Origin of the sequence: Nocardiopsis sp. NPDC057823, from assembly GCF_042797335.1 — a bacterium.
Lineage (GTDB): Bacteria > Actinomycetota > Actinomycetes > Streptosporangiales > Streptosporangiaceae > Nocardiopsis > Nocardiopsis changdeensis.
Genome location: NZ_JBHVLR010000012.1, coordinates 180,207 through 199,948 on the forward strand (window position 1 = coordinate 180,207; position 19,742 = coordinate 199,948).

Annotated in this window: 15 protein-coding genes; 10 read left to right on the forward strand and 5 right to left on the reverse strand. The window is 75.3% G+C overall.

What is annotated here, in order from left to right; genetic code table 11:
- The first annotated feature begins 14 nt into the window (after positions 1-14).
- The 6 genes from ACFVNO_RS20225 (at position 15) to ACFVNO_RS20250 (ending at position 8,648) form a co-directional block, all read left to right on the forward strand.
- Positions 15-1,835, forward strand: coding sequence for a PQQ-binding-like beta-propeller repeat protein (locus ACFVNO_RS20225; protein ID WP_378894620.1), 1,821 nt, complete (start codon positions 15-17; stop codon positions 1,833-1,835).
- A gap of 26 nt (positions 1,836-1,861) precedes the next feature.
- Entirely contained in the window at positions 1,862-3,694 is a 1,833-nt protein-coding gene (locus tag ACFVNO_RS20230) for a hypothetical protein (RefSeq protein WP_378894623.1), read from the forward strand.
- A gap of 187 nt (positions 3,695-3,881) precedes the next feature.
- Positions 3,882-5,144 carry an ABC transporter substrate-binding protein gene (locus ACFVNO_RS20235; RefSeq protein WP_378894626.1) on the forward strand — a complete coding sequence of 421 codons (1,263 nt, stop codon included), beginning with the start codon at positions 3,882-3,884 and terminating at the stop codon, positions 5,142-5,144.
- Positions 5,141-6,124: a carbohydrate ABC transporter permease gene (locus ACFVNO_RS20240; protein WP_378894629.1), complete on the forward strand. Its 984-nt coding sequence runs from the start codon at positions 5,141-5,143 to the stop codon at positions 6,122-6,124. The genes ACFVNO_RS20235 and ACFVNO_RS20240 overlap by 4 nt, the downstream gene beginning before the upstream one ends.
- Positions 6,121-6,993, forward strand: coding sequence for a carbohydrate ABC transporter permease (locus ACFVNO_RS20245; RefSeq protein WP_355259526.1), 873 nt, complete (start codon positions 6,121-6,123; stop codon positions 6,991-6,993). The genes ACFVNO_RS20240 and ACFVNO_RS20245 overlap by 4 nt, the downstream gene beginning before the upstream one ends.
- A 134-nt stretch (positions 6,994-7,127) precedes the next feature.
- Positions 7,128-8,648 (forward strand): fatty acyl-CoA synthetase, encoded by a 1,521-nt coding sequence (locus tag ACFVNO_RS20250; protein ID WP_378894632.1) that lies wholly within the window; start codon positions 7,128-7,130, stop codon positions 8,646-8,648.
- A gap of 24 nt (positions 8,649-8,672) precedes the next feature.
- On the opposite strand, the gene leuE is transcribed toward ACFVNO_RS20250, so the two are convergent.
- Entirely contained in the window at positions 8,673-9,332 is a 660-nt protein-coding gene (gene leuE, locus ACFVNO_RS20255; protein ID WP_355259532.1) for a leucine efflux protein LeuE, read from the reverse strand.
- 58 nt (positions 9,333-9,390) lie between these two features.
- Positions 9,391-11,160 (reverse strand): type II CAAX prenyl endopeptidase Rce1 family protein, encoded by a 1,770-nt coding sequence (locus ACFVNO_RS20260; RefSeq protein WP_378894636.1) that lies wholly within the window; start codon positions 11,158-11,160, stop codon positions 9,391-9,393.
- Between the two features lie 69 nt (positions 11,161-11,229).
- Between ACFVNO_RS20260 and ACFVNO_RS20265 the strand changes: the two genes are divergently transcribed.
- On the forward strand, positions 11,230-11,970 hold the full coding sequence (locus tag ACFVNO_RS20265) for a TetR/AcrR family transcriptional regulator C-terminal domain-containing protein (protein WP_378894639.1): 741 nt from the start codon (positions 11,230-11,232) through the stop codon (positions 11,968-11,970).
- A 128-nt stretch (positions 11,971-12,098) separates the two neighbouring features.
- Here the strand turns inward: ACFVNO_RS20265 and ACFVNO_RS20270 are convergent, their stop codons facing one another.
- Together ACFVNO_RS20270 and ACFVNO_RS20275 are read right to left on the reverse strand one after the other, a co-directional pair.
- Positions 12,099-13,310 carry a hypothetical protein gene (locus ACFVNO_RS20270; RefSeq protein ID WP_378894642.1) on the reverse strand — a complete coding sequence of 404 codons (1,212 nt, stop codon included), beginning with the start codon at positions 13,308-13,310 and terminating at the stop codon, positions 12,099-12,101.
- Positions 13,307-14,749: a hypothetical protein gene (locus tag ACFVNO_RS20275; protein WP_355259548.1), complete on the reverse strand. Its 1,443-nt coding sequence runs from the start codon at positions 14,747-14,749 to the stop codon at positions 13,307-13,309. Before ACFVNO_RS20275 ends, ACFVNO_RS20270 begins: the two co-directional genes overlap by 4 nt.
- Positions 14,750-14,974: 225 nt before the next feature.
- Here ACFVNO_RS20275 and ACFVNO_RS20280 point away from each other — a divergent pair, with 225 nt between their 5' ends.
- The 3 genes from ACFVNO_RS20280 (at position 14,975) to ACFVNO_RS20290 (ending at position 18,953) form a co-directional block, all read left to right on the forward strand.
- Positions 14,975-15,922, forward strand: a complete 948-nt coding sequence (locus ACFVNO_RS20280) for an acetylxylan esterase (protein ID WP_355259551.1) — start codon at positions 14,975-14,977, stop codon at positions 15,920-15,922.
- Between the two features lie 67 nt (positions 15,923-15,989).
- Positions 15,990-16,457 (forward strand): hemerythrin domain-containing protein, encoded by a 468-nt coding sequence (locus ACFVNO_RS20285; protein WP_378894647.1) that lies wholly within the window; start codon positions 15,990-15,992, stop codon positions 16,455-16,457.
- A 138-nt stretch (positions 16,458-16,595) separates the two neighbouring features.
- Complete coding sequence (locus tag ACFVNO_RS20290; protein WP_355259557.1) at positions 16,596-18,953, forward strand: glycoside hydrolase family 3 N-terminal domain-containing protein; 2,358 nt, start codon at positions 16,596-16,598, stop codon at positions 18,951-18,953.
- 59 nt (positions 18,954-19,012) lie between these two features.
- Here the strand turns inward: ACFVNO_RS20290 and ACFVNO_RS20295 are convergent, their stop codons facing one another.
- Positions 19,013-19,645 (reverse strand): FMN-dependent NADH-azoreductase, encoded by a 633-nt coding sequence (locus ACFVNO_RS20295; RefSeq protein ID WP_378894651.1) that lies wholly within the window; start codon positions 19,643-19,645, stop codon positions 19,013-19,015.
- Positions 19,646-19,742: the final 97 nt, after the last annotated feature.

Genomic DNA, 19,742 nt, shown 5'->3' on the forward strand with positions numbered 1-19,742 from the left:
ACAGGGGGCCGCCGATGGGCGCTCGGGTGCGGTCGGCGTTCGGATGGGCGGGCCTGGCCGCCCTCGTGGCGGGTGTGGCGTTGCTCTATCCGGACTACGAGCGGTTCGCCGAGGAGACGCAGGGCGTCTCGGAGGACCTGCGGCCGCTCCTGATGGCGGCGCTCGCCCTGGGCGGCACGGCGGTGTGCACCGTGGTCGCCCGGGCGTTCATCTTCCAGCCGGACGGGGAGGACGCCCCGGACCGGTGGCGGATCCGGGCCGCCCTCGCGGTGCGTGTGGCCGCCGCCGCCCTGGGGGCGCTGCTGGTGTGGTGGACCCTGCCCACCCGGCACATGGCCCTCACCTTGGTCAACGACGGCTACCGCATGTACCCGGTCCCGCTGTTCGCCCTCTGGGGCGGTGTGTGCGCCGTCGCCCTGGGCCTGCTCCTGTCCGTGTTCGGCCCGTGGCGGCTGCGGGCCCGCCCCTGGCAGGGGCCCGCGGCCGGGGCACTGGCGGGCGCCGCGGCGGCGAGCCTTGTCTGGGCGGGTGTGCCGCTCGCACGCCCCCTCCTGACCCTGGAGCACACCGTGGCGGCCGGGGGCGAGGGCGCGCCGGTCCCCGAAGAGGTCGCGCGGGTGGGGTGGACGTGGGAGCCCGGGTCGCCCGTCCTGGGAGTGGAGGCGGGGCCGCGCGGACCGGTCGTCCGCCATGCCGACGGCTTCACGGCGCTGGACGGGGCGTCCGGCGAGGAGCTGTGGACCTACCGGCTGCGCTACGGGCGGGAGGTGGAGACCGGGGTCTTCCGCGGCGTACCGGAGCGCGCCTTCCTGCTGCACCGCCAGGATCCGTCGACCGGGACCCGGACCCTCGTCGTGCTGGACACCGCCACCGGCGAGGTCGTGCACGACGCGCCCATGCCCGAGCCGGACCCGGAGGACCCCATCCGGGTCGGGCACCTGGGCGCCGACGTCCGGGTCCGGGTCGTCCGCGCTGACGGAAGGGCCACCGTGGTCGCGCACTCCCCGGACTCCACCGGGGAACTGTGGGAGCACACCGTGCAGGACGAGGCCCCGGGCCGGTGGTGCCACTGGAACGGGGACGAGGGAATGGTCGTGCACGGGGACCGGGTCCTCATCGCCCGGCACGGCATGGACGAGGAGGGACTCGTCGAGGAGGGCGGGAGCCTGTACCCGCCCTCGGAGGTGCCCGAGGGGGCGGTCCGCAGCGTCACCGCCCTGGACGCGGCCACGGGGGAACAGGTCTGGCGGCACGAGGCCCCGGCCCGGAACAGGTACGACGACCACCCGCCCGTGACCGGGGGCGCACCGCAGCAGGAGGGCGCGCGGACCGTGGTCGTGGACCTGGACGCGGTGTTCGACGCGTCCACCGGGGAGGAGCTGCCCCTGTTGCCCGGGACGGACACGGAGGCCGGCCGGGCGTGGATCGCCGCCGACACCCGGGGGGCGGTCGTGCTGCGCCGTTCCGGTGACGGCGGGGCTCCGGTGGAGCTGCTGCGCACCGGGACCGACGGCGGGGTCGTCCAGCGCACCAGGGTCCACGGACTGCCCGCGGACACCGCTGTGGAACGGGCGGTGCCGCTCGCGCGGACGGCGGTGCTCCCGTCCCCGGAAGCGGCCGGGGCCCCGCGGGACCGCGCCGTCACGCTGGTCCCGCTGGGCGGAACGGTCGCGGCGGGCGAGGCGGAGGAGATCCGCTTCGAGGGCGAGCGCGTTCCCGGCGACGGGCCGGGCGACAGGCCGCCCGCCCACCGCGTCGTGGCCGTGCCCGGGGCAGTGGTGTCCTTCATCGACGGCGCGGCGACCCCCGCGCCCCTCCACGGGCTGGTGCCGTGAGGAGAACGGAAGAGGTGGGGGCGGACGTGGAGCGAGCCAGGGCTCGGGTGCCGTTCGGGTACACGCTGGCATGGGCGGGGATCGGGGTGACGGCGGCCGCGGTGGTGTTCGGGGTGTGGGCGTTCACTCTGCCCCCGGGGGCACCTCCGGAGGGTCCCCACGAGGATGTGCGCAACGGCGTGTTCGCGGTGCCGGTGGCGCTGATCACCGCCACGGTGGTCGCGTTCGCGGCCGGGTACCGGATGAGCCGGCCGGAGGAGCCGCCGCCCCGGAGCCTGGTGCTGTGGTCGGCGGGGGCGGCCGCCCTCGCCGTGCTGTGCTCTGTCCCGGCCTTCCCCGCGGATTCCTTCGCGCCGACCGCGGACCCGACGGTGTTCGGGGAGTCGGAGCGGACACTCGCCCTGTGGGCGGTGCTGCCGCTGGTCTCCCTGGGAGCGGTGCTGTTCCTGGCCGGATCGGCCACGTGGCCGGAGAGGGCGCGGCGGTACCGGTACGGGGGCCTGGCGGCCGGCGCGCTGGTGGTGGCGCTGTGCGCCGCGCTGGTGGGGCCCGCGGCCCGGTACCGGCCGCTGGAGCACACCTTCCTCGACGCGGCCCCGGGGACCGCCCCCGAGGTGCCCACCGACATCACCCGGGCGGGGTGGACCTGGCGGTCCCCCGAGAGCACCGCGGTGCGACGGGTGGAGGCCGGGACGCACGGTCCGCTGGTCGTTCTGGACGACGGCCTGGTCGGCCTGGCCGGAGAGACCGGTGAGGTGCTGTGGACCTACCGCAGGCCCTACAGCCCGGTGCTGGAGACCGGGGTGCTCCCCGACGGGCCGGAGCGCGCCTACGTGGTTCACGCTCCGCACCCGCAGGAGGAGCCGTCGGCCGGGGAGACGGAGTGGATCCGCACCGTCCTGGACACCGCCACCGGCCGGGTGGTCGAGGAGGGACCCTTCGAGGAGCGGGAAGCGGACGGGCCGGCCTTCTCGGTGGCCCGCTTCCCGCAGCACTCTCCCTCCCATATCTCGGAGTGGAACGAGGTCCTGACCTTCTACGACCCCTTCGGCGGCGGGGAGTGGCGGTTGCCGGTGGGGTCGTCGGACCCCGACCGCGCCTGTACGGCCGACACAGGCGGGCTCGCGGTCCAGGAGGGGGTCGTCCTGGTCGGTGCGCAGTGCACCGACCGCGACCCCGGCGCCGAACCCCGCTGGGCCGACCTGGAGTACAGGGAGCAGCGCGACGAGATGGAGCGCCTCGGGGAGAGGGCCGTGGTGACGGGGTACTACCTGGCCACCGGTGAGCTGCTGTGGCGGGACGAGCGTCCGGGCGATCCGGACAAGGCGGCCCCGATCCTCGTCCTGGGCGGTCCGGCCCGCCCCGGGACCGATCCGGTGGTCCTGACCTCGGACGTCGCCCTGAACGTGCACACCGGGGAGGAGGTCGGCATCGTCCCCGACCACCTGCTGTTCGCCGATGGGGGCATACCGGACCGGAGCGCCTACCTGCGCCTGGACACGGGGGGCGCGGTGGTGATGGAGGACCCCGGCGGCTCCGAACCCGTGCTGGTGCACCGCACGAGCGCAGCCGGGGAAGTGGCCGGCACCACCGAGCTCTCGCAACGGTACGAGGAGGTGGCCCGGGGCCTGCCCCTGGGGGAGGCGATGGTGGGAACGCAGGGCTCGGACACGGTGCTGGTCATCGATCTGGACGGTGCCGCCGGTGGAGAACCGCGGCGCATCGGGATCGGCGCCGGCCCCGGGGTCGGGCGGGCCCTGGTCGTCCCGGTGCCCGGCGCGGTCGTCGCCTACTCCCGCCGGGACAGCGGTATAGGGGTCGGCGTGGGGTCCGTGGTCGTCAACGGGCTGGTGCCCTGAGGCGGGTGTGGTCACGCTCCCATATACGGGAACGGCCGTCAGGTCACGCCTCGGCGTCGGATCCCTACAGCCCTTGACCCGTTGTGCGCGGACTGCAAAGGATGGCACGGCAGACGGCTTTTGTGATCCACGACACGATGGGCGGGCGCCTTCGTGAGACGGCCCCGCCGCTCCGGGAGGAGAGATCATGCGTGCACGGCGGTGGTCGGTCGCGGCGGGAGCGCTCGGGTTGGCGCTCGTGGCCTCGGGGTGCGGGGGCGGCGGGGACGGGGGCGGCGACCAGGTCGAGGTGTTCTCCTGGTGGACCGGCGGCGGCGAGGAGGCCGGCCTGAACGCGCTCATCGAGCGCTTCGAGGACGAGAACCCCGACATCGAGTTCGTCAACGCCGCCGTCGCCGGCGGCTCGGGCACCAACGCCCAGGCGGTCCTGGAGGGGCGCCTGCAGAGCCAGGACCCGCCGGACTCCTTCCAGGGGCACGCCGGGGCCGAGCTCCAGGACTACATCGAGGCGGGCTACCTCAGCCCGCTGGACGACTTCTTCGAGGAGCAGGGCCTGCACGACGCCCTGCCCGACCAGCTGGTGGAGCAGATCACCTACGACGGCAGCGTCTACTCCGTCCCCGTGAACATCCACCGCTCCAACGTGATGTGGTACAGCCCCGCGGTGCTGGAGGAGGCCGGGATCGAGGCCCCGCCGCAGACCCCCGAGGAGCTGGTGGAGGCGCTGGAGACCGTCGCCGAGGAGACCGACGCCATCCCCATGGCGGTGGGCGCCCAGTGGACGGTCGACCACCTGCTGGAGTCGGTGCTGCTGGGCTCGCTGGGCACCGACGCCTACAACGCCCTGTGGGAGCCCGGCGCCGACTGGGACACCCCCGAGGTCGCCGCGGCGCTGGCCACGTTCGACCGGATCATGGAGCACACCCAGGAGGAGTCGGCCGCCGAGGACTGGCAGGAGGCCGCGCGCCGGGTCGCCGACGGCGAGGCCGCCTTCAACATCATGGGCGACTGGGCCGCCGGGTACTTCGACGAACTGGGAGCGGTCCCGGGCGAGGACTACGACTGGGCCGCCTTCCCCGGCACCGAGGGCACCTACATGTGGCTCTCCGACAGCTTCACCCTCCCCGTGGGCGCGCCCAACGAGGAGGCGGCGCTGACCTGGCTCGCGCTGGTCGGCAGCCGGGAGGGCCAGGACATCTTCAACCCCCTCAAGGGCTCCATCCCCGCCCGCGAGGACGCCGACCCCGCCAACTACGCCGACAGCCCCTACCTGGAGTCGGCCCTGGCCGAGTGGCAGGCCGGGCCGGAGCTGGCGGGCTCGTTCTGGCACGGGGTCACGGTCGGCAACCGGTGGAAGAACGACGTCGACACCGCAGTCGGCCTCTACCTGGGCGACGGCGACGTCGAGGCGCTCCAGGACGCGCTGGTCACGGCCGCGCGGGCCGAATGAGCACGTCGCCGAACCGGTCCGGGGCCGCCGTCGGCGGCCCCGGTCGCACCTCCGGCGGAGGCCCGCGCCCGGCGCCGCGCCGCGCGCTGCACCGGGCCCGCGCCTGGCTGCCCGGGCTGCTGCTGGTCTCCCCGTCGATCCTGCTCATCGGCGTCTTCGTCTACGGCATGATCGGCTGGAACCTCCGGTTGGCGCTCAGCGACAAGCACGCGCCGATCCAGGAGGGCGAGTTCGTCGGCCTCGCCAACTTCGTCGCGCTGTGGCAGGAGGCCCGCTGGCCGGCCGCGGTGGGCAACGCGGTCGTGTTCACGGTGGTGTTCGTCGGCGGCGCCCTGGTGCTGGGCTGGCTGCTGGGGCTGCTGCTGGACAAGGGCATCCGCGGCGAGCCGGTCTTCCGCACCCTGTTCCTGGCGCCGATGGCCGTGTCCTTCATCGCCACCGGCGTGGTGTGGCGGTGGCTGATGAACCCGGCCCCCGCCGAGCGCGCCACCGGCCTGAACGCCCTGTTCGTCCACTTCAACCTGGACTTCCTGGTCAACGACTGGTGGACCGCGCCGGACCTGGGGATGGCGGCGATGGCGCTGCCCGCGATCTGGCAGCTGGCCGGGTACATCATGGCGCTGTTCCTGGCCGGGTTCCGCGGGGTGCCCGAGGAGCTGCGCGAGGCGGCCCGGGTGGACGGCTGCTCGGAGTGGGGCGTGTACCGGCACGTGGTCATGCCGCAGCTGCGGCCGGTCCTGCTCAGCGCGGTGATCATCCTGGGCCACATGTCGCTGAAGGTGTTCGACCTGATCATCGCCATCGCCGGACAGCAGATCGTCGCGGACGTGCCCGCCGTGTACATGTGGGCGATGGTGTTCGAGGTCCGCGACCCGGCCAAGGGCGCGACCATCGCCTCCTACCTGCTGTTCGCGGTGGCGCTGTTCGTCGTCCCCTACCTGGTGTGGACGGTGCGCAAGGAACGGAGCGAGGGCCGTTGAGTGTTCAGAGCGCGCCCGACCGGGTGACCGCGCCCGGCGGCCGGGCGGCGGGGACCACCCGCCGCGGGCAGGCGGTCAAGTTCGCCGTCCTGTTCGCGCTGGCGGTGCTGTTCCTGCTGCCGATGTACGTGCTGCTGGTGACCGGGTTCAAGCCCTTCGCCGAGGCCACCGCGGCCCGGGCGTGGTCGCCGCCCCAGACCTGGAGCACGGAGGGCTGGGCGGCGGCCTGGGAGGCCCTGTCCTCGGGGCTGCGCAACAGCGTGGCGGTGGCGGTGCCCAGCGCGGCGGTCTCCGCGGTGCTGGGGTCGATGAACGGCTTCGTCATGGCGCGCTGGCGGTTCCCCGGCGCGGACACGGTGTTCACGCTGTTCCTGTTCGGGATGTTCATCCCCTACCAGGCGGTGATGATCCCGCTCCAGCAGATGCTGGTGGGCGCGAACCTGATGGGCGGGGTGTTCCCGCTGATCCTGGCGCACACCGTGTACGGGATCCCGATCTGCACGCTCATCTTCCGCAACTACTACGCGGGCATCCCGCGGACCCTGATCGAGGCGGCGCGCGTGGACGGGGCGGGCATGCTGCGGACCTACGCGTCGGTGGTGCTGCCGGTGTCGGCGCCGGCGTTCGCGGTGACGCTCATCTGGCAGTTCACCTCGGCGTGGAACGACTTCCTGTTCGCGGTCTTCCTCACCGGCCCCGGCAGTTGGCCGGTGACGGTGCAGCTGAACAACGTCGCCGGGTCGATGGTGGTGCCCTACAACCAGCAGATGGCCGCGGCGGTGCTGGCGTCGCTGCCCACGCTGGTGGTCTACCTGGTGCTGGGCCGCTACTTCATGCGCGGCCTGATGGCCGGGGCCCTCAAGGGCTGACGCCCGGCCGGCGGGGCCCGGGCGCGGAGCCGCCCCGCCGACCGGGCGGCCCTTGTCCGAGTGGCCCCGGTCACACCAGGATGGGGGTGTCCGCGCCCCGCGGAGGGGCGCACCGGCGAACAGGGAGAGGCGACTTGAGCCCCACCACCTCCAGCACCGTCGACGGCGTCCTGCACCGCAGCGCGGCGCGCACCCCCGACCGCACCGCGCTGGTCTTCGGCGACCGCACCTGGACCTACGCCGGGCTCGACGCGGCCGTCACCCGGGCCGCCGCCCGGCTGCTGGCCCTGGGGGCGGCCAGGGGGGACCGGGTCGCCGCCTACGGCCGCAACTCCGACGCCTACCTCATCGGGTTCCTGGCCTGCGCGCGGGCCGGACTGGTCCACGTCCCCGTCAACCACGCCCTCCAGGGCGAGGAGCTCCTCTACCTGCTGGAGCAGTCCGGCAGCACCATGGTGCTCGCCGACCCCGCGCTGCGCTCGGCGGTCGACGCGGTCCGCGACGGCGCCGGGGTGGAACAGGTCGTGGAGCTGCGCGACACCCCCGGCAGCCTGCTGGCCGCGGCCTCCGAGGGACCCGTCCCCGACCTGGGGGTGGAGACCGCCGACACCGACCTGGTGCAGCTGCTGTACACCTCCGGGACCACCTCCCGGCCCAAGGGCGCGATGATGACCCACCGGGCGCTCGTGCACGAGTACCTGTCGTGCGTGGTGGGCCTGGACCTGCGCGCCGACGACGAGCCCCTGCACGCCATGCCGCTCTACCACAGCGCCCAGATGCACGTCTTCCTCATGCCGTGGCTGGCGGTGGGCGCGCGCAACACCCTGGTGGAGGCGCCCGACCCCGCCGACCTGCTGCGCCGCATCGAGGCGGGCCGGCACGGGGCGTTCTTCGCCGCGCCCACCCTGTGGGTGGCGCTGGCCAACCACCCCGAGTTCGCCGAACGCGACCTGGGCAGCCTGCGCAAGGCCTACTACGGGGCGTCGATCATGCCCGGACCGGTCCTGGAGAAGCTCCGCGGAGCCCTGCCCGACCTGGGGTTCTACAACTGCTTCGGGCAGAGCGAGATCGGCCCGCTGGCCACCGTGCTGCGCCCGGAGGAGCACGCCGACCGGCCCGCGTCGGCGGGGCGGGCCGCCCTGTTCGTGGAGCTGCGGGTGGTCGACGACAAGGGAGAGGACGTCCCGCCGGGGGAGCCGGGCGAGGTGGTGTACCGGTCGCCGCAACTGTGCCAGGGGTACTGGGACAAGCCGGAGGAGACCGAGGAGGCGTTCCGCGGCGGCTGGTTCCACTCCGGCGACCTGGTCCGCGCCGACGCCGAGGGCTACATCGAGGTGGTGGACCGGATCAAGGACGTCATCAACACCGGCGGGGTGCTGGTGGCCTCCCGCGAGGTGGAGGACGCCCTGTACACCCATCCGGCGGTGGCGGAGGCGGCCGTGGTGGGCACGCCGGACGAGAAGTGGATCGAGGCGGTGACGGCGTTCGTGGTGCCCGCCGCCTGGGCGGACACCGAGGGGCTGGAGGAGGCGCTGGCCGAGCACGTGCGCGGGCGCCTGGCGGCGTTCAAGGCGCCCAAGGAGGTCCGGCTGGTCGACGACCTGCCCCGCAACGCCTCCGGCAAGATCCTCAAGCGCGAACTGCGCGGCACCTGAGCCGCCCCGCACCGGCCGCGGGCGTCAGGCGGAGCTCAGGGACAGCTTCACCGCGAAGCCCAGGAACAGGGCGCCCGCCAGGGACGCGGCCCCGGCCGAGAGCCTGCGCCGCCGCCGGAAGGCGGCGGCCAGGCGGGTGCCGCTGAAGATCAGCGCCGACAGGTACAGGAAGCTGACCAGCTGCAGCAGCAGGCCCAGGACCAGGAAGGACACCGCGGGGTAGGGGTAGGCGGGGTCGACGAACTGGACGAAGAAGGAGATCAGGAAGACGATCACCTTCGGGTTGAACAGCGACACCACCAGGGCCCGCCGGTAGGGGCGCTCGGCGGCCTCGGCCCCGGAGGCGTCGGCGGCCTGCTGCTCCAGGCTGCGCCGGTGCCGGGTGGTCCACATGGCGTAGGCGGAGCGCAGCATCCCGAAGGCCATCCAGACCAGGTAGGCGGCGCCCGCGAACTTCACGACCGCGAACACGACCGGGTTCGTCTTCAGGAGCGTGGCGGCCCCGGCCGCGGCGAGCAGCATGAGCACGGCGTCGCCGGTGAAGACCCCGGCGGCGGCCGTGTACCCGGAACGGGTCCCGCCGCGCGCGGCGACGGAGAGCACGTACAGGGAGTTGGGGCCGGGCAGGAGCACGATGAGGACGAGACCCGCCAGGTAGGTGGGCAGGTCGGTGATGCCGAGCATGGTGGAAGTCTGTCATCCCACCTTTCCCGGCGGGAGCCCGGGCGCCCCGTGACGCCCCTCACCCGTGCCGCGGGCCGGTGCCGGGACCGGGCTCCGGGGCGGCGGCGAAGCGGCGGGCCAGGAGGTGGAACGCCTCCTTGGGCTCCCAGTGCCCGTCGTCGGGGGACAGGCCCGACTCCAGGGAGGGCGGGCGCACGATCCCGAAGGACGCCTTGTCCTGGTCGCGCTCGGGGTCCTCGGAGTACCGGCAGTCGCCCTCGATGAACATGCACACGAACGCCCCGTGCACCTCCTCGGTCTCGAACACGTCCAGCAGCTCGTCCAGGGTGTCGGCCTGCACCTTCTCGCTGCGCCGGTACCCCGGCCGCACCCTGCGGTCGTCCGGGTCGCTCCAGTCGAGGATGTCGGAGCCCGACCCGCCCGCCTCGCGGGCGCCCTCGTAGGCGCAGCAGCCGAACTCGGTGACCAGCACCGGCCTGCCCCAGCCGTGCAGCGCCCGCAGCCCGTCGCGGTAGGCGCGCAGGCCCCTGCCGTCGAGGTAGTGGTCCACGCCCACGAGGTCGAACGGGGACCAGTCCACGTTCTCCCAGCCGCCCGACCCGTAGGTGAGGGGGCCCGCGAACCCGGCCCGGGCGGTGCGGGCGAGCCGCCGCAGCAGCCGGTCCAGCCTCCGGTCGAACAGCGGCGACAGGGGGAAGAGCCAGGCCAGCCGGGCGGTGCGCACCGCGAACGTGTCCCCGGGGACGATGCCCTGGGTGAAGACCGACAGCTCGCAGCCGACGTTGAGCCCCACTCGGTCCGGGTGGTCGGCGCGCAGCCGCTCGCAGAAGGCGGCGGCGCGGCCGAGCCGCTCCGTGATCTCGTCCTGGGTCCCGTCCACCAGGCGCGGCTGCACCCACACGAACAGCCCGTGGTCCAGCGCCGACCGGGCGGCCTCCTCCAGCCGGCCCAGGTCGTGGCCGAACACGGTGACGGCGTTGCAGTGCAGGTCCTGGGCGATGACCCGCATCTCCCCGGCCACCACGTCGGGCCGCCACCGCTCCCGCGAGTGCTGCCCCGGCAGGTAGGAGGAGCCGACGTCGTACAGCACGCCCCTCTGGGCCAGGGTGCGGCGCGGGGGCGGGTCCCCGGCCGCCGCTGAACGGGCCGGGGCCGCAGGGCGGACGGCCGCCAGGGCGGCCAGGCCCGCGGCGGCCGACAGCGCCGCCGCCCAGCCGGGGGACAGCCCGGCGGCCCAGACCCCGGCCAGGAGCAGGCCGGCGCGCACCCCCAGGGCGGTCCACAGCCGGCCCGAGCGCAGCCGCAGGTACCCCAGCAGGAACCCGAAGGCGAAACCCGTGGCCAGCGTGCCCGGGTCCCCCTGCACCAGCGCGGCGGCCGGGGCGAACAGCGCGGCCTGCGCCGCCACCGCGCCGAGTCCCCGCCGGCGGGTGCCCAGGGCGTACTGGACGTAGCCCCGGAACACCGCCTCCTCGGGCAGCACCACCGCGACCAGCGCCAGCGCGGCCGCGCCCCAGGCCGCCGCGGGCGGTGCGGCCGGGGTCCAGGCGCCCAGGGCCAGCGCCGCGCCCAGGACCAGGGCCGCCCCGGCCAGCGCCGCGGCCAGCCCGGTCCCCGCGGCCGCCAGCGCGGACCGGGCTCCGCCGGTCAGGCCCAGGGCCGGGAGCGGCGTCCCGGTGGCGCGCAGCAGCACCCACAGCAGCAGCGCCGCGCCGGGCGGGACCGCCGGCGGGGGCGCGAAGGCGGCGAGGAGGGCGAACCCGGCGGCCGCGGCCACCGCCCCGGCCCGCGCCCGGCCGGGGGAGGGGGGTGGTGGCGGGGTGGTCATGGGGCCTCCCGGCTATACTCCGTACAACGTTCGGAGTTTCAATGTACGTCGGGGGGACGGGAGGCGCCAGTGGCGACCGAGGACGACCCGCGGCCGATCCTCGACCTGCTGTGGAACGGCATCGACCCGCCCCGGCGCGGACCCCGGCACCGGCTCACCGTCCGGGGCGTGGTCGGCGCCGCCACCGCGGTCGCGGAGGAGGAGGGCCTGGCCGCCCTGTCCATGCGCCGCGTCGCCGCCGCCCTGGGCGTGGGCGCGGCCACCCTGTACACCTACATCCCGGACAAGGCGGCCCTGCTGGCCCTGATGGTGGACACGGTGATCGCGGAGGCGCCGCTGCCGCACACCCTGCCCGGGACCTGGCGGGACAAGGTGGCGGCCTGGGCCCGCGCCGACCTGGCGGGCTACCGCGCCCACCCCTGGCTGGTGGACCTCATGGGCACGGAGCGCCCCGTCGGCCCGGGCGCGCTGGCCTGGACCGACTCGGCGCTGCGGGTGTTCGGGGGCACCGGCCTGGCCGACCGGGAGGCCCTCGCGGTGATCGGGGCCGTGGACGGCTACGTGCGCGGCCACGCCGCCCGGGCGGTGGACGCCGACCGCACCGCCCGCCGGGTCGCCCCGGGCGGCCGCGCCTGGTCGGACGCCCAGCTGGAGTACCTGGCCGACCGCGCGCCCTCCGGCCGGTTCCCCGCGGTCGAGCGCCTCACCGAACCGGGCCCGGGGACGGAGGAGGTCTTCGAGGAGGGCCTGTCCTGGCTGCTCGACGGCGTCGAACGCCGCATCGCCGACGGCCGGTCCGCCGACCGCTGAGCGGCCGCGCCCGCCGCCCGGCCCGCCTGTCGCCATCGCCCGTCGGCCTGTCTGCCGCCGCCCGGCCCGCCGCACGTCGGTCCGCCTCTTGCCGCCGCACGCCGGCGGGCCGGTCGGCCGCGCCCGCGTCAGCGGCGCCGGGCCGCGCGGCGGCGCTCGGCCCGGTGGGCCTGCAGCAGGCCCGGGGCGAGCAGGTGGCCCAGCCCCGCGCGGTCCAGCCGGTCGATGAGCGCCGGCTCCGTGATCCCCAGATCGGCGGCGGCCTGCTTCAGCCGCCACTGCGCCGCGCCCAGCGCGTACAGCAGGCGGGCCTGCCGCGCCTGGGCGGCCGACAGCCGCAGTGTCTTGAGGTAGGCGGTCCGGCCGTGCCGGTCCTGGATCACCTCGCCGACGTGGAGGTCGTCCCCGCGGGTCGGCTCCGGGGCCAGCCACCCCGTGCGGAACCGGGGCCGGCGGTCCCCGCCGTCCGGCCCGGCGTGCTCCCATCCGCCGAAGTCCACACCGCGCCCGCTCCGGTACAGCCCGTCGGTCAGCGCCGACAGCATCAGGGAGTCGTGGCCCTCCCGCGTCCGGTCGCGGCTGCGCGCGACCTCCCGGCGCAGGTCCGCCAGGGAGCGCACCCGCGACTCCCGCAACGGCGTGTACAGCGGGGGGACCGTCGCCCGCAGCATCCCGTAGGTGTACAGGGTCTCGCCGAACAGGTCCATCAGCATGCTCGTGTGCAGCGCCCGGTAGTCGTCCGGGTGCGGGTACAGGTGCACCGACGCCAGGGCGTCGGCCACGTACACCGCCACACCGCACTGGTCCCGGTGGATCTCGAAGACCCGCAGCGCCGCGGCCAGGCCGTGGATCTCCGCACCGATGTAGGTGTCCATCGCGGGGGCGGACAGCCCCTGGAGGAGCAGGTGCCGCGACCACTCCGCCCAGGCGATCTCGGGTCCGCCGGAGAACAGCGACAGCAGCCCGTCCACGGCCAGGCGCATCGGCAGGAACCGGCCCCGCCCCCGGTAGGCCGTGCGCACGCCGCGGCCGCGCGGGTCCAGGTGCATGCGCCGGGGCGCCGACGAGCGCCCGGGAGGAACGATCCGGGTCCCGTAGGCGGCGCTGGGCGCGTCGTCCTCCTGCCAGGTCAGCACGTAGGCGTGCGGGACGTAGCAGCACGCGTCCGCGTACTCCCGGGCCAGGGGCGGGTCGTCGCGCAGGTCGTCGGCGGCCAGCGGGTGCAGCCGCAGCCCCGGGACCGGCGCGGCGCGCAGCAGCGGCACCAGGCGGACGGCGCCCCACTGCTGGGCGGTGCCGGTGGTGACCCCGGTCAGGTCCAGGCCCTGGGCGTCGCTCACGCCGCCCCCTTCCGCCGGTCGGCGGCCAGCAGGGTGTCGGCGGTGGCCACCAGGTGCGCGCGCAGGTCGGACAGGCCCAGCCGCCCTTCGCCGAACCGGGCCAGCTCCACCAGGGAGGGCAGCACCGCGGGGTCGTGCAGGCCGATGGTGGGCACGGCCGGGGACAGCCGGTGCGGGGACCAGGAGTCGTCCAGTACCGGGGACAGGTGCACCATCGTCACCGAACGGTCGGGGTCGACGCGCCGCCGCCACAGCAGGAGGGCGTCGGAGAGCAGCGGCGGGGTGTCGTCGTACCCGTCGGAGACCACGACCACCCGGGCGGGCCCGGTGTCCAGGGCGTCCAGGACGGGCTCGGCGAGCCGGGTGGGGCCCTGGGGGCGGACGGTGAGCGGGTCGGTGTGCCCCGACACCCAGTGCGAGGTCCCCTGCGGGGACAGCACCCGCAGCAGGTGGTGGCAGGCCAGGGCCAGGGCGAGCGGGCGGTTGCGGCGCGCCGTCGAGCCGATGGAGGAGTAGCTGTCGTCCAGGACGGCGGCGGTCCGGGGCCAGGTGCCGGCCAGCGGGCCGGCGGTGCGCCGGGCGGCCCGCTCCAGCGCCGACTCCAGCTCCGCGCGCCGCTCGCGGCGTTCGGCGACCGGCAGGGCCAGCACGTGGGAGCACAGCCGCAGGAGCGGGGCCGAGCCCGGGTCGGCCAATGGGGAGTCCAGTCCGTGCCGTCGCGCGGTGCGGTCCAGGCGCAGCCGCTCGGCGGCGGTGGCGTGTTCGGCGATGCCCTCCAGGAACACGGCCCGGGGCACCCGGTGGTGGGCGGCGAACCCCTCGGCGACGGTGAAGGGCAGGCCGTACAGGGCCCGGGCCGAGTAGTGGGCGCGGCGGTGGGCCTCCAGCAGCGGGGCGGTGTAGGGCAGGGAGCGCCGGACGGCGGGGGAGGAGAACAGGAACCGGGCCACCTCGCCGGGCAGCCGCACGCGGGCGTGGCGGACGGCGGCGCGCAGGCCGTCGCGGTACTTCAGGGCGTCGAGTTCCAGGGGGCGCCGTGCGATCCAGGCGCGGATGACCGCGCGGGTGCGGCGGTTGTTGACGCGTTCGGCGGCCAGGGCCCGGAACAGGCGGTACACGCGCTGGGGCGGCATGAGCGCCAGCCGACGGCGGATCAGGGAGTTCTCCCGGTCCCGGGCATCCGGGTCCTGCCCGGGGCGCGGGTGCGCGAGCAGGGTGTGCACGATCCGGGCGGCGTTGTGGTCGTTGACGTGCAGCGTGAGCATGAGCGCGTACAGGTCGGGCAGGGTGCCGTGCACGTACTCGTGCAGGAAGTCCAGGGACAGGCGCTGGCCCTCCGCGTCGACGTGGAACTCGTGCTGACCGGTGGAGGAGATCGCCGCGGCCGCGAAGAGCAGCAGGTCCTCGCAGGCCAGCAGGTCGGTGTAGGTGTCGGTCATCGTTCGGGGAGGGTCCGGGAGGGAGAAGAAGGGGTGCGGACCGGGGTGATGTAGGCGTGACCGGCGTGAATGGTGCGTACAAGGCAGTTCTCGGAAGTCACGGCCGAAGTCCCACGGCCCGCGGGTCGAACGTAGCAAAACAGCCGCGCGCGAGAGAACCGATTTATAACCGGGAAGTCGATAACGTCTCCGTTGTCCGAATGTCGTCGCCGGAAGGAGTATCGCGTGCCCCTGCGCATGCTCGTCCGCTCGGTGCTGGTGCTCGCCCTGGCGGCCCTGGCCGTGGCCGCCCCCGGCGCGGCGGTCCCGCACGACCCGGACCCGGGGTACCGCTCCACGGGCTGCGGGCTGCCCGCGCCCCAGGAGCCGGGGGAGGCGGTGCGGTACTCCCTGGTCAGCGGTGGTGTGGAGCGCGAGTACCTGGTCCACCTGCCCCGGGGGTACACCCCCGGCCGCGCCTGGCCGGTGCTGCTGGCCTACCACGGGCGCGGAGGCAGCGCCGAGGGCATGGCCGGGTACTCGGGGCTGACCGGGCTGCCCGCGGTGGTGGTGCTGCCCGACGCGTTGACCGGCGAGGACGACCGGTCGGCCTGGCAGGGCGCCCCCTACTCCCCGCCCGGGGCCGACGACGTCGCCTTCACCCACGCGCTCCTGGACACGGTGGAGTCGCTGACCTGCGTGGACCGCACCCGGGTCTACGCCGCGGGCATGTCCAACGGGGGCGGCTTCACCGCCGTGCTGGCCTGCGCGGCGCCGCGGCGGATCGCGGCGATCGCGCCGGTGGCGGCGGCCTTCTACCCGCACGGCCTGGAGTGCGACACCTCCCGGGCGGTGCCGGTGGTCTCCTTCCACGGCACGGCGGACGAGACCATCCCCTACACCGGGGACCCCGGGCGCGGGCTGCCCGACGTCGCCCGGTGGAACGCCGACCGGGCCGCGGCCAACGGCTGCCTCCGGGGTCCGCGGGCGGAGCGGCTGGGACCCGACGTGACCGCGCTGGAGTGGACGGGCTGCGCCGGGGGCGCCGACGTCCGGCACCTGGTGGTGGCCCGGGGCGGGCACACCTGGCCGGGGGCGGCCTCCGCCAGCGGTCCGGGCCGCACCACCGACACCGTCCCGGCGTACCGGGAGCTGTGGCTGTTCGCGGCCCGCCACCGCCTGCCCGCCGCCTGACCCCGCGGCCGGGCGGCTGCTAGCCTTCCGGAGGCTCTTCACGGGGACCGAGGCGACGAGGGGGACGATGGGCGAGGGACGGGCCGCGGCGTGGCGGCGGGAGCTGGAGGCGGTCCACCGCAGGCTGCGCGACGCGATCGGCGTCGCACGGGCCGCCGTCGACCGCGGTGAGGACACCGGGAGCGCGGCACAGGACCTGCTGCTGTACTGCCACGGGTTCTGCCGAGCCCTCACCGGCCACCACCGCAGCGAGGACACCACCCTCTTCCCCCTGCTGGTCGCCGCCGACCCGGGGCTGGCCCCGGTCGTCGCGCAGCTCAAGCAGGACCACTCCATGCTCGACCACCTCATCGGCGCCCTGGAGAAGGCCCTGGAGCGGGGCGGGGACGCCGAGGAGCTGCACCGCCACCTCGACGGCATCGAGGCGGTCATGGAGACCCACTTCGGGTACGAGGAGCGCAGGATCGGCGCCGCCCTGGACGCCCTGGACACCGGGGACCTGGACCGCACCGACCTGTTCGGACCGATCGCCTGAGCCCGGCCCCTCTCGGAGCGCGCGGCCGGGCCTGTGGGGAGCGGGCTTCCGGACGCCGGGACGGGGGTGCGCGGCCGGCGAGGGGATGACGCGTCCCCGCCCCCTCGTCCCATGGCCCGATGTCGTAGCGTAGACGCCGTGGGATCGCTCCCATGCCTGTCCGTGACCGACCGCTACAATCCGCCACCGCAGGAGGAACCCCTGGTGAACGCCCCGCACCCCTACCTCGACCCCGCGCTGAGCGTCGCCGAACGGGTCGCCGACCTGGTCGCGCGGATGACCCTGCCGGAGAAGGTCGGCCAGATGCTCCAGCTGGACGCCCGGGGCGGGGTGCGCCCCCTGGTCGAGGACATGCACGCCGGCTCCCTGCTGCACACCTCCCCGGAGCTCGTCCTGGAGGCCGCCGCCCTCACCGAGCGGACCCGGCTGCGCATCCCCCTGCTCATCGCCGAGGACTGCATCCACGGCCACTCCTTCTGGGAGGGAGCCACCGTCTTCCCCACCCAGCTCGGCATGGCCGCCACCTGGGACCCCGGGCTCATCGAGCGCGCCGCCCGCGCCACCGCCGTCGAGGTCGCCGCCACCGGCATCCACTGGACCTTCTCCCCGGTCCTGTGCATCACCCGCGACCTGCGCTGGGGCCGGGTCGGCGAGACCTTCGGCGAGGACCCCCACCTGATCGGCGAGTTCGCCTCGGCCATGGTCCGCGGCTACCAGGGCGACGGCCTCGACGACCCCACCGCGATCCTGGCCTGCGCCAAGCACTTCGCCGGGTACTCTGAGACCCAGGGCGGCCGCGACGCCACCGAGGCCGACATCTCCCGGCGCAAGCTGCGCTCCTGGTTCCTGCCCCCGTTCGAGCGGGTCGCCCGCGAGGGCTGCCGCACCTTCATGCTCGGCTACCAGTCCATGGACGGGGTGCCGATCACGGTCAACTCCTGGCTGCTCGACGAGGTGCTGCGCGGCGAGTGGGGCTACACCGGCACCCTCGTCACCGACTGGGACAACGTCGGCCGCATGGTGTGGGAGCAGAAGATCCAGCCCGACCACACCCACGCCGCGGCCGCCGCCGTCAGGGCCGGGAACGACATGGTCATGACCACCCCGGGCTTCTTCGAGGGCGCCCAGGACGCCGTCGCCCGGGGCATGCTCGCCGAGGAGGAGATCGACGCCGCCGTCGCTCGCATCCTCGCGCTCAAGTTCGAGCTGGGCCTGTTCGAGAACCCCCGCCACCCCGATCCCGCCCGCCAGCGGGCCGTCATCGGCCGCCGGGAGCACACCGACCTCAACCTGGAGGTCGCCCGCCGCTCCCTGGTCCTGCTCGCCAACGACGGAACGCTGCCGCTCACCGACGAGCGCGCCCCCGGCCCCGACGGCCGCGCCGTGGCCCGCACCGGCGAGGCCGCCCGCACCATCGCCGTCGTCGGCCCCAACGCCGACGACCCCCACACCCAGCTCGGCGACTGGGCGGGCGCCTCCGGCCAGGTGGACTGGCTGCCCGAGGGCCACCCCCGGGAACTGACCCGCACCGTCCTGGACGGCCTGCGCGACCACGCGCCCGAGGGCTGGAAGGTCGTGCACGCCCGCGGGGCCGACATCTGCAGCCTGGGACCGGACCCCGCCGGGGCCGCCTTCCCCGACGGCCAGCCCCGGCCGCCCGTGGTCCACCCCGCCGAACCGGACGAGGCGATGATCGCCGAGGCGGTCGCCGCCGCCGAGGCCGCCGACCACGTCGTGGCGGTCGTGGGCGACCGCATCGAGCTGGTCGGGGAGGGGCGCTCCACCGCCACCCTGGAGTTGGTCGGCGCCCAGACCGCCCTGCTGGACGCGCTCGCCGCCACCGGCACGCCGATGACGGTCGTGGTCGTCTCCTCCAAGCCGCTGGTGCTGCCGGAGTCGGCCCTGAACGCCGCCGCCCTGGTGCACGCCGCCAACCCCGGCATGCAGGGCGGCCGGGCGGTCGCCGAACTGCTGCTCGGGCTGATCGAGCCGTCCGGCCGGCTGCCCGTCTCCTACGCCCGCCACGCCGGGCAGCAGCCGACCTTCTACAACCAGGTGCGCGGCCAGCACGGGGACCGGTACGCCGACCTCACCCAGCGGCCCGCGTTCGCGTTCGGCGAGGGGCTGTCCTACACCCGGGTGGAGTACTCCGACCTGGTGGTCGCCGAGGCCGACCTGGGCCCGGGCGACACCGTGCGCGCCGAGGTCACCGTCGCCAACACCGGCGGCCGGCCGGTGCTGGAGACCGTGCAGGTGTACGTCTCCGACACCGTCACCTCGGTCACCTGGGCCGACCGGGAGCTCAAGGCCTTCCGGCAGGTGGAGCTGGCCCCGGGGGAGGTCCGGCGGGTGGCGCTGGAGGTGCCGGTGGCCGACTGCACCCTGGTGGACGCCGCAGGGGTGCGGCGGGTGGAGCCGGGCGGCTTCGAGCTGCGGGTCGGCCCGTCCTCCCGCGAGGAGGACCTGCTGCGGGCCCCCTTCACCGTTCGCGCCTGACGGCGACCGGGGCCGGGGTTCCGGCTGGGGCGGGCCGGCGGGCCCGCCCCACCCGGGGGCTACTCGACGGCGAGTGCGCGGCCCGCGTCGCGGGCGGTGTCCAGGGCCCGGGCGCGCTGCTCCTCGGCGAGGCCGCGCAGCCCCTCCATGGCGGGCGTGGTGGCCGCCAGGGTCAGTTCGCGCTTGATGAGGGTGAGGTCGGCCTCCCACAGGTCGGCGACCAGCCGCTGGAGGTAGGGCGTGGAGTGGTCCCAGCCCTCGCGCGGGGCTCCGGGCCCGTAGCCGCCGCCCAGGGTGGTGACCAGGACGGTCGGGGTGCCCTTGAGCAGCGGGGTGCCCGCCCCGCCGCCGGAGATCACCAGGTCGGCCCAGGCCTTGAAGTGCTGGGAGACGCCGTAGTTGTACAGCGGCACGGCCAGGATGACGGCGTCGGCGTCCTGGAGTTCGGCGGCCAGGGACGCGGCCAGGTCGAGCGCCTCGCGCTGGCCCGGGGTGCGGTCGGCCTCGGCGGTGAAACCGGCGGTGGTGGCCAGGGCCCAGGCGTCGGAGGGCAGCGGGTCGGTGCCCAGGTGGCGGCGGACCACGCGGCCTCCGGGGTGGGCGGCGGCCCATTCGGCCTCGGTCAGGTCGGCGATCTCGGCGCTCGCGGAGGCGGCGGGCAGGATGCTGGCGTCCAGACGGAACAGGTTCACGGAACTCACTCGTTTCAGCCGGGGTTGCGGGCGCGCCGGGTACGGCGCACGGGACGGGCGGCGCACCGGGGGACCCGGGTCGCGCGTTCGCACGCCA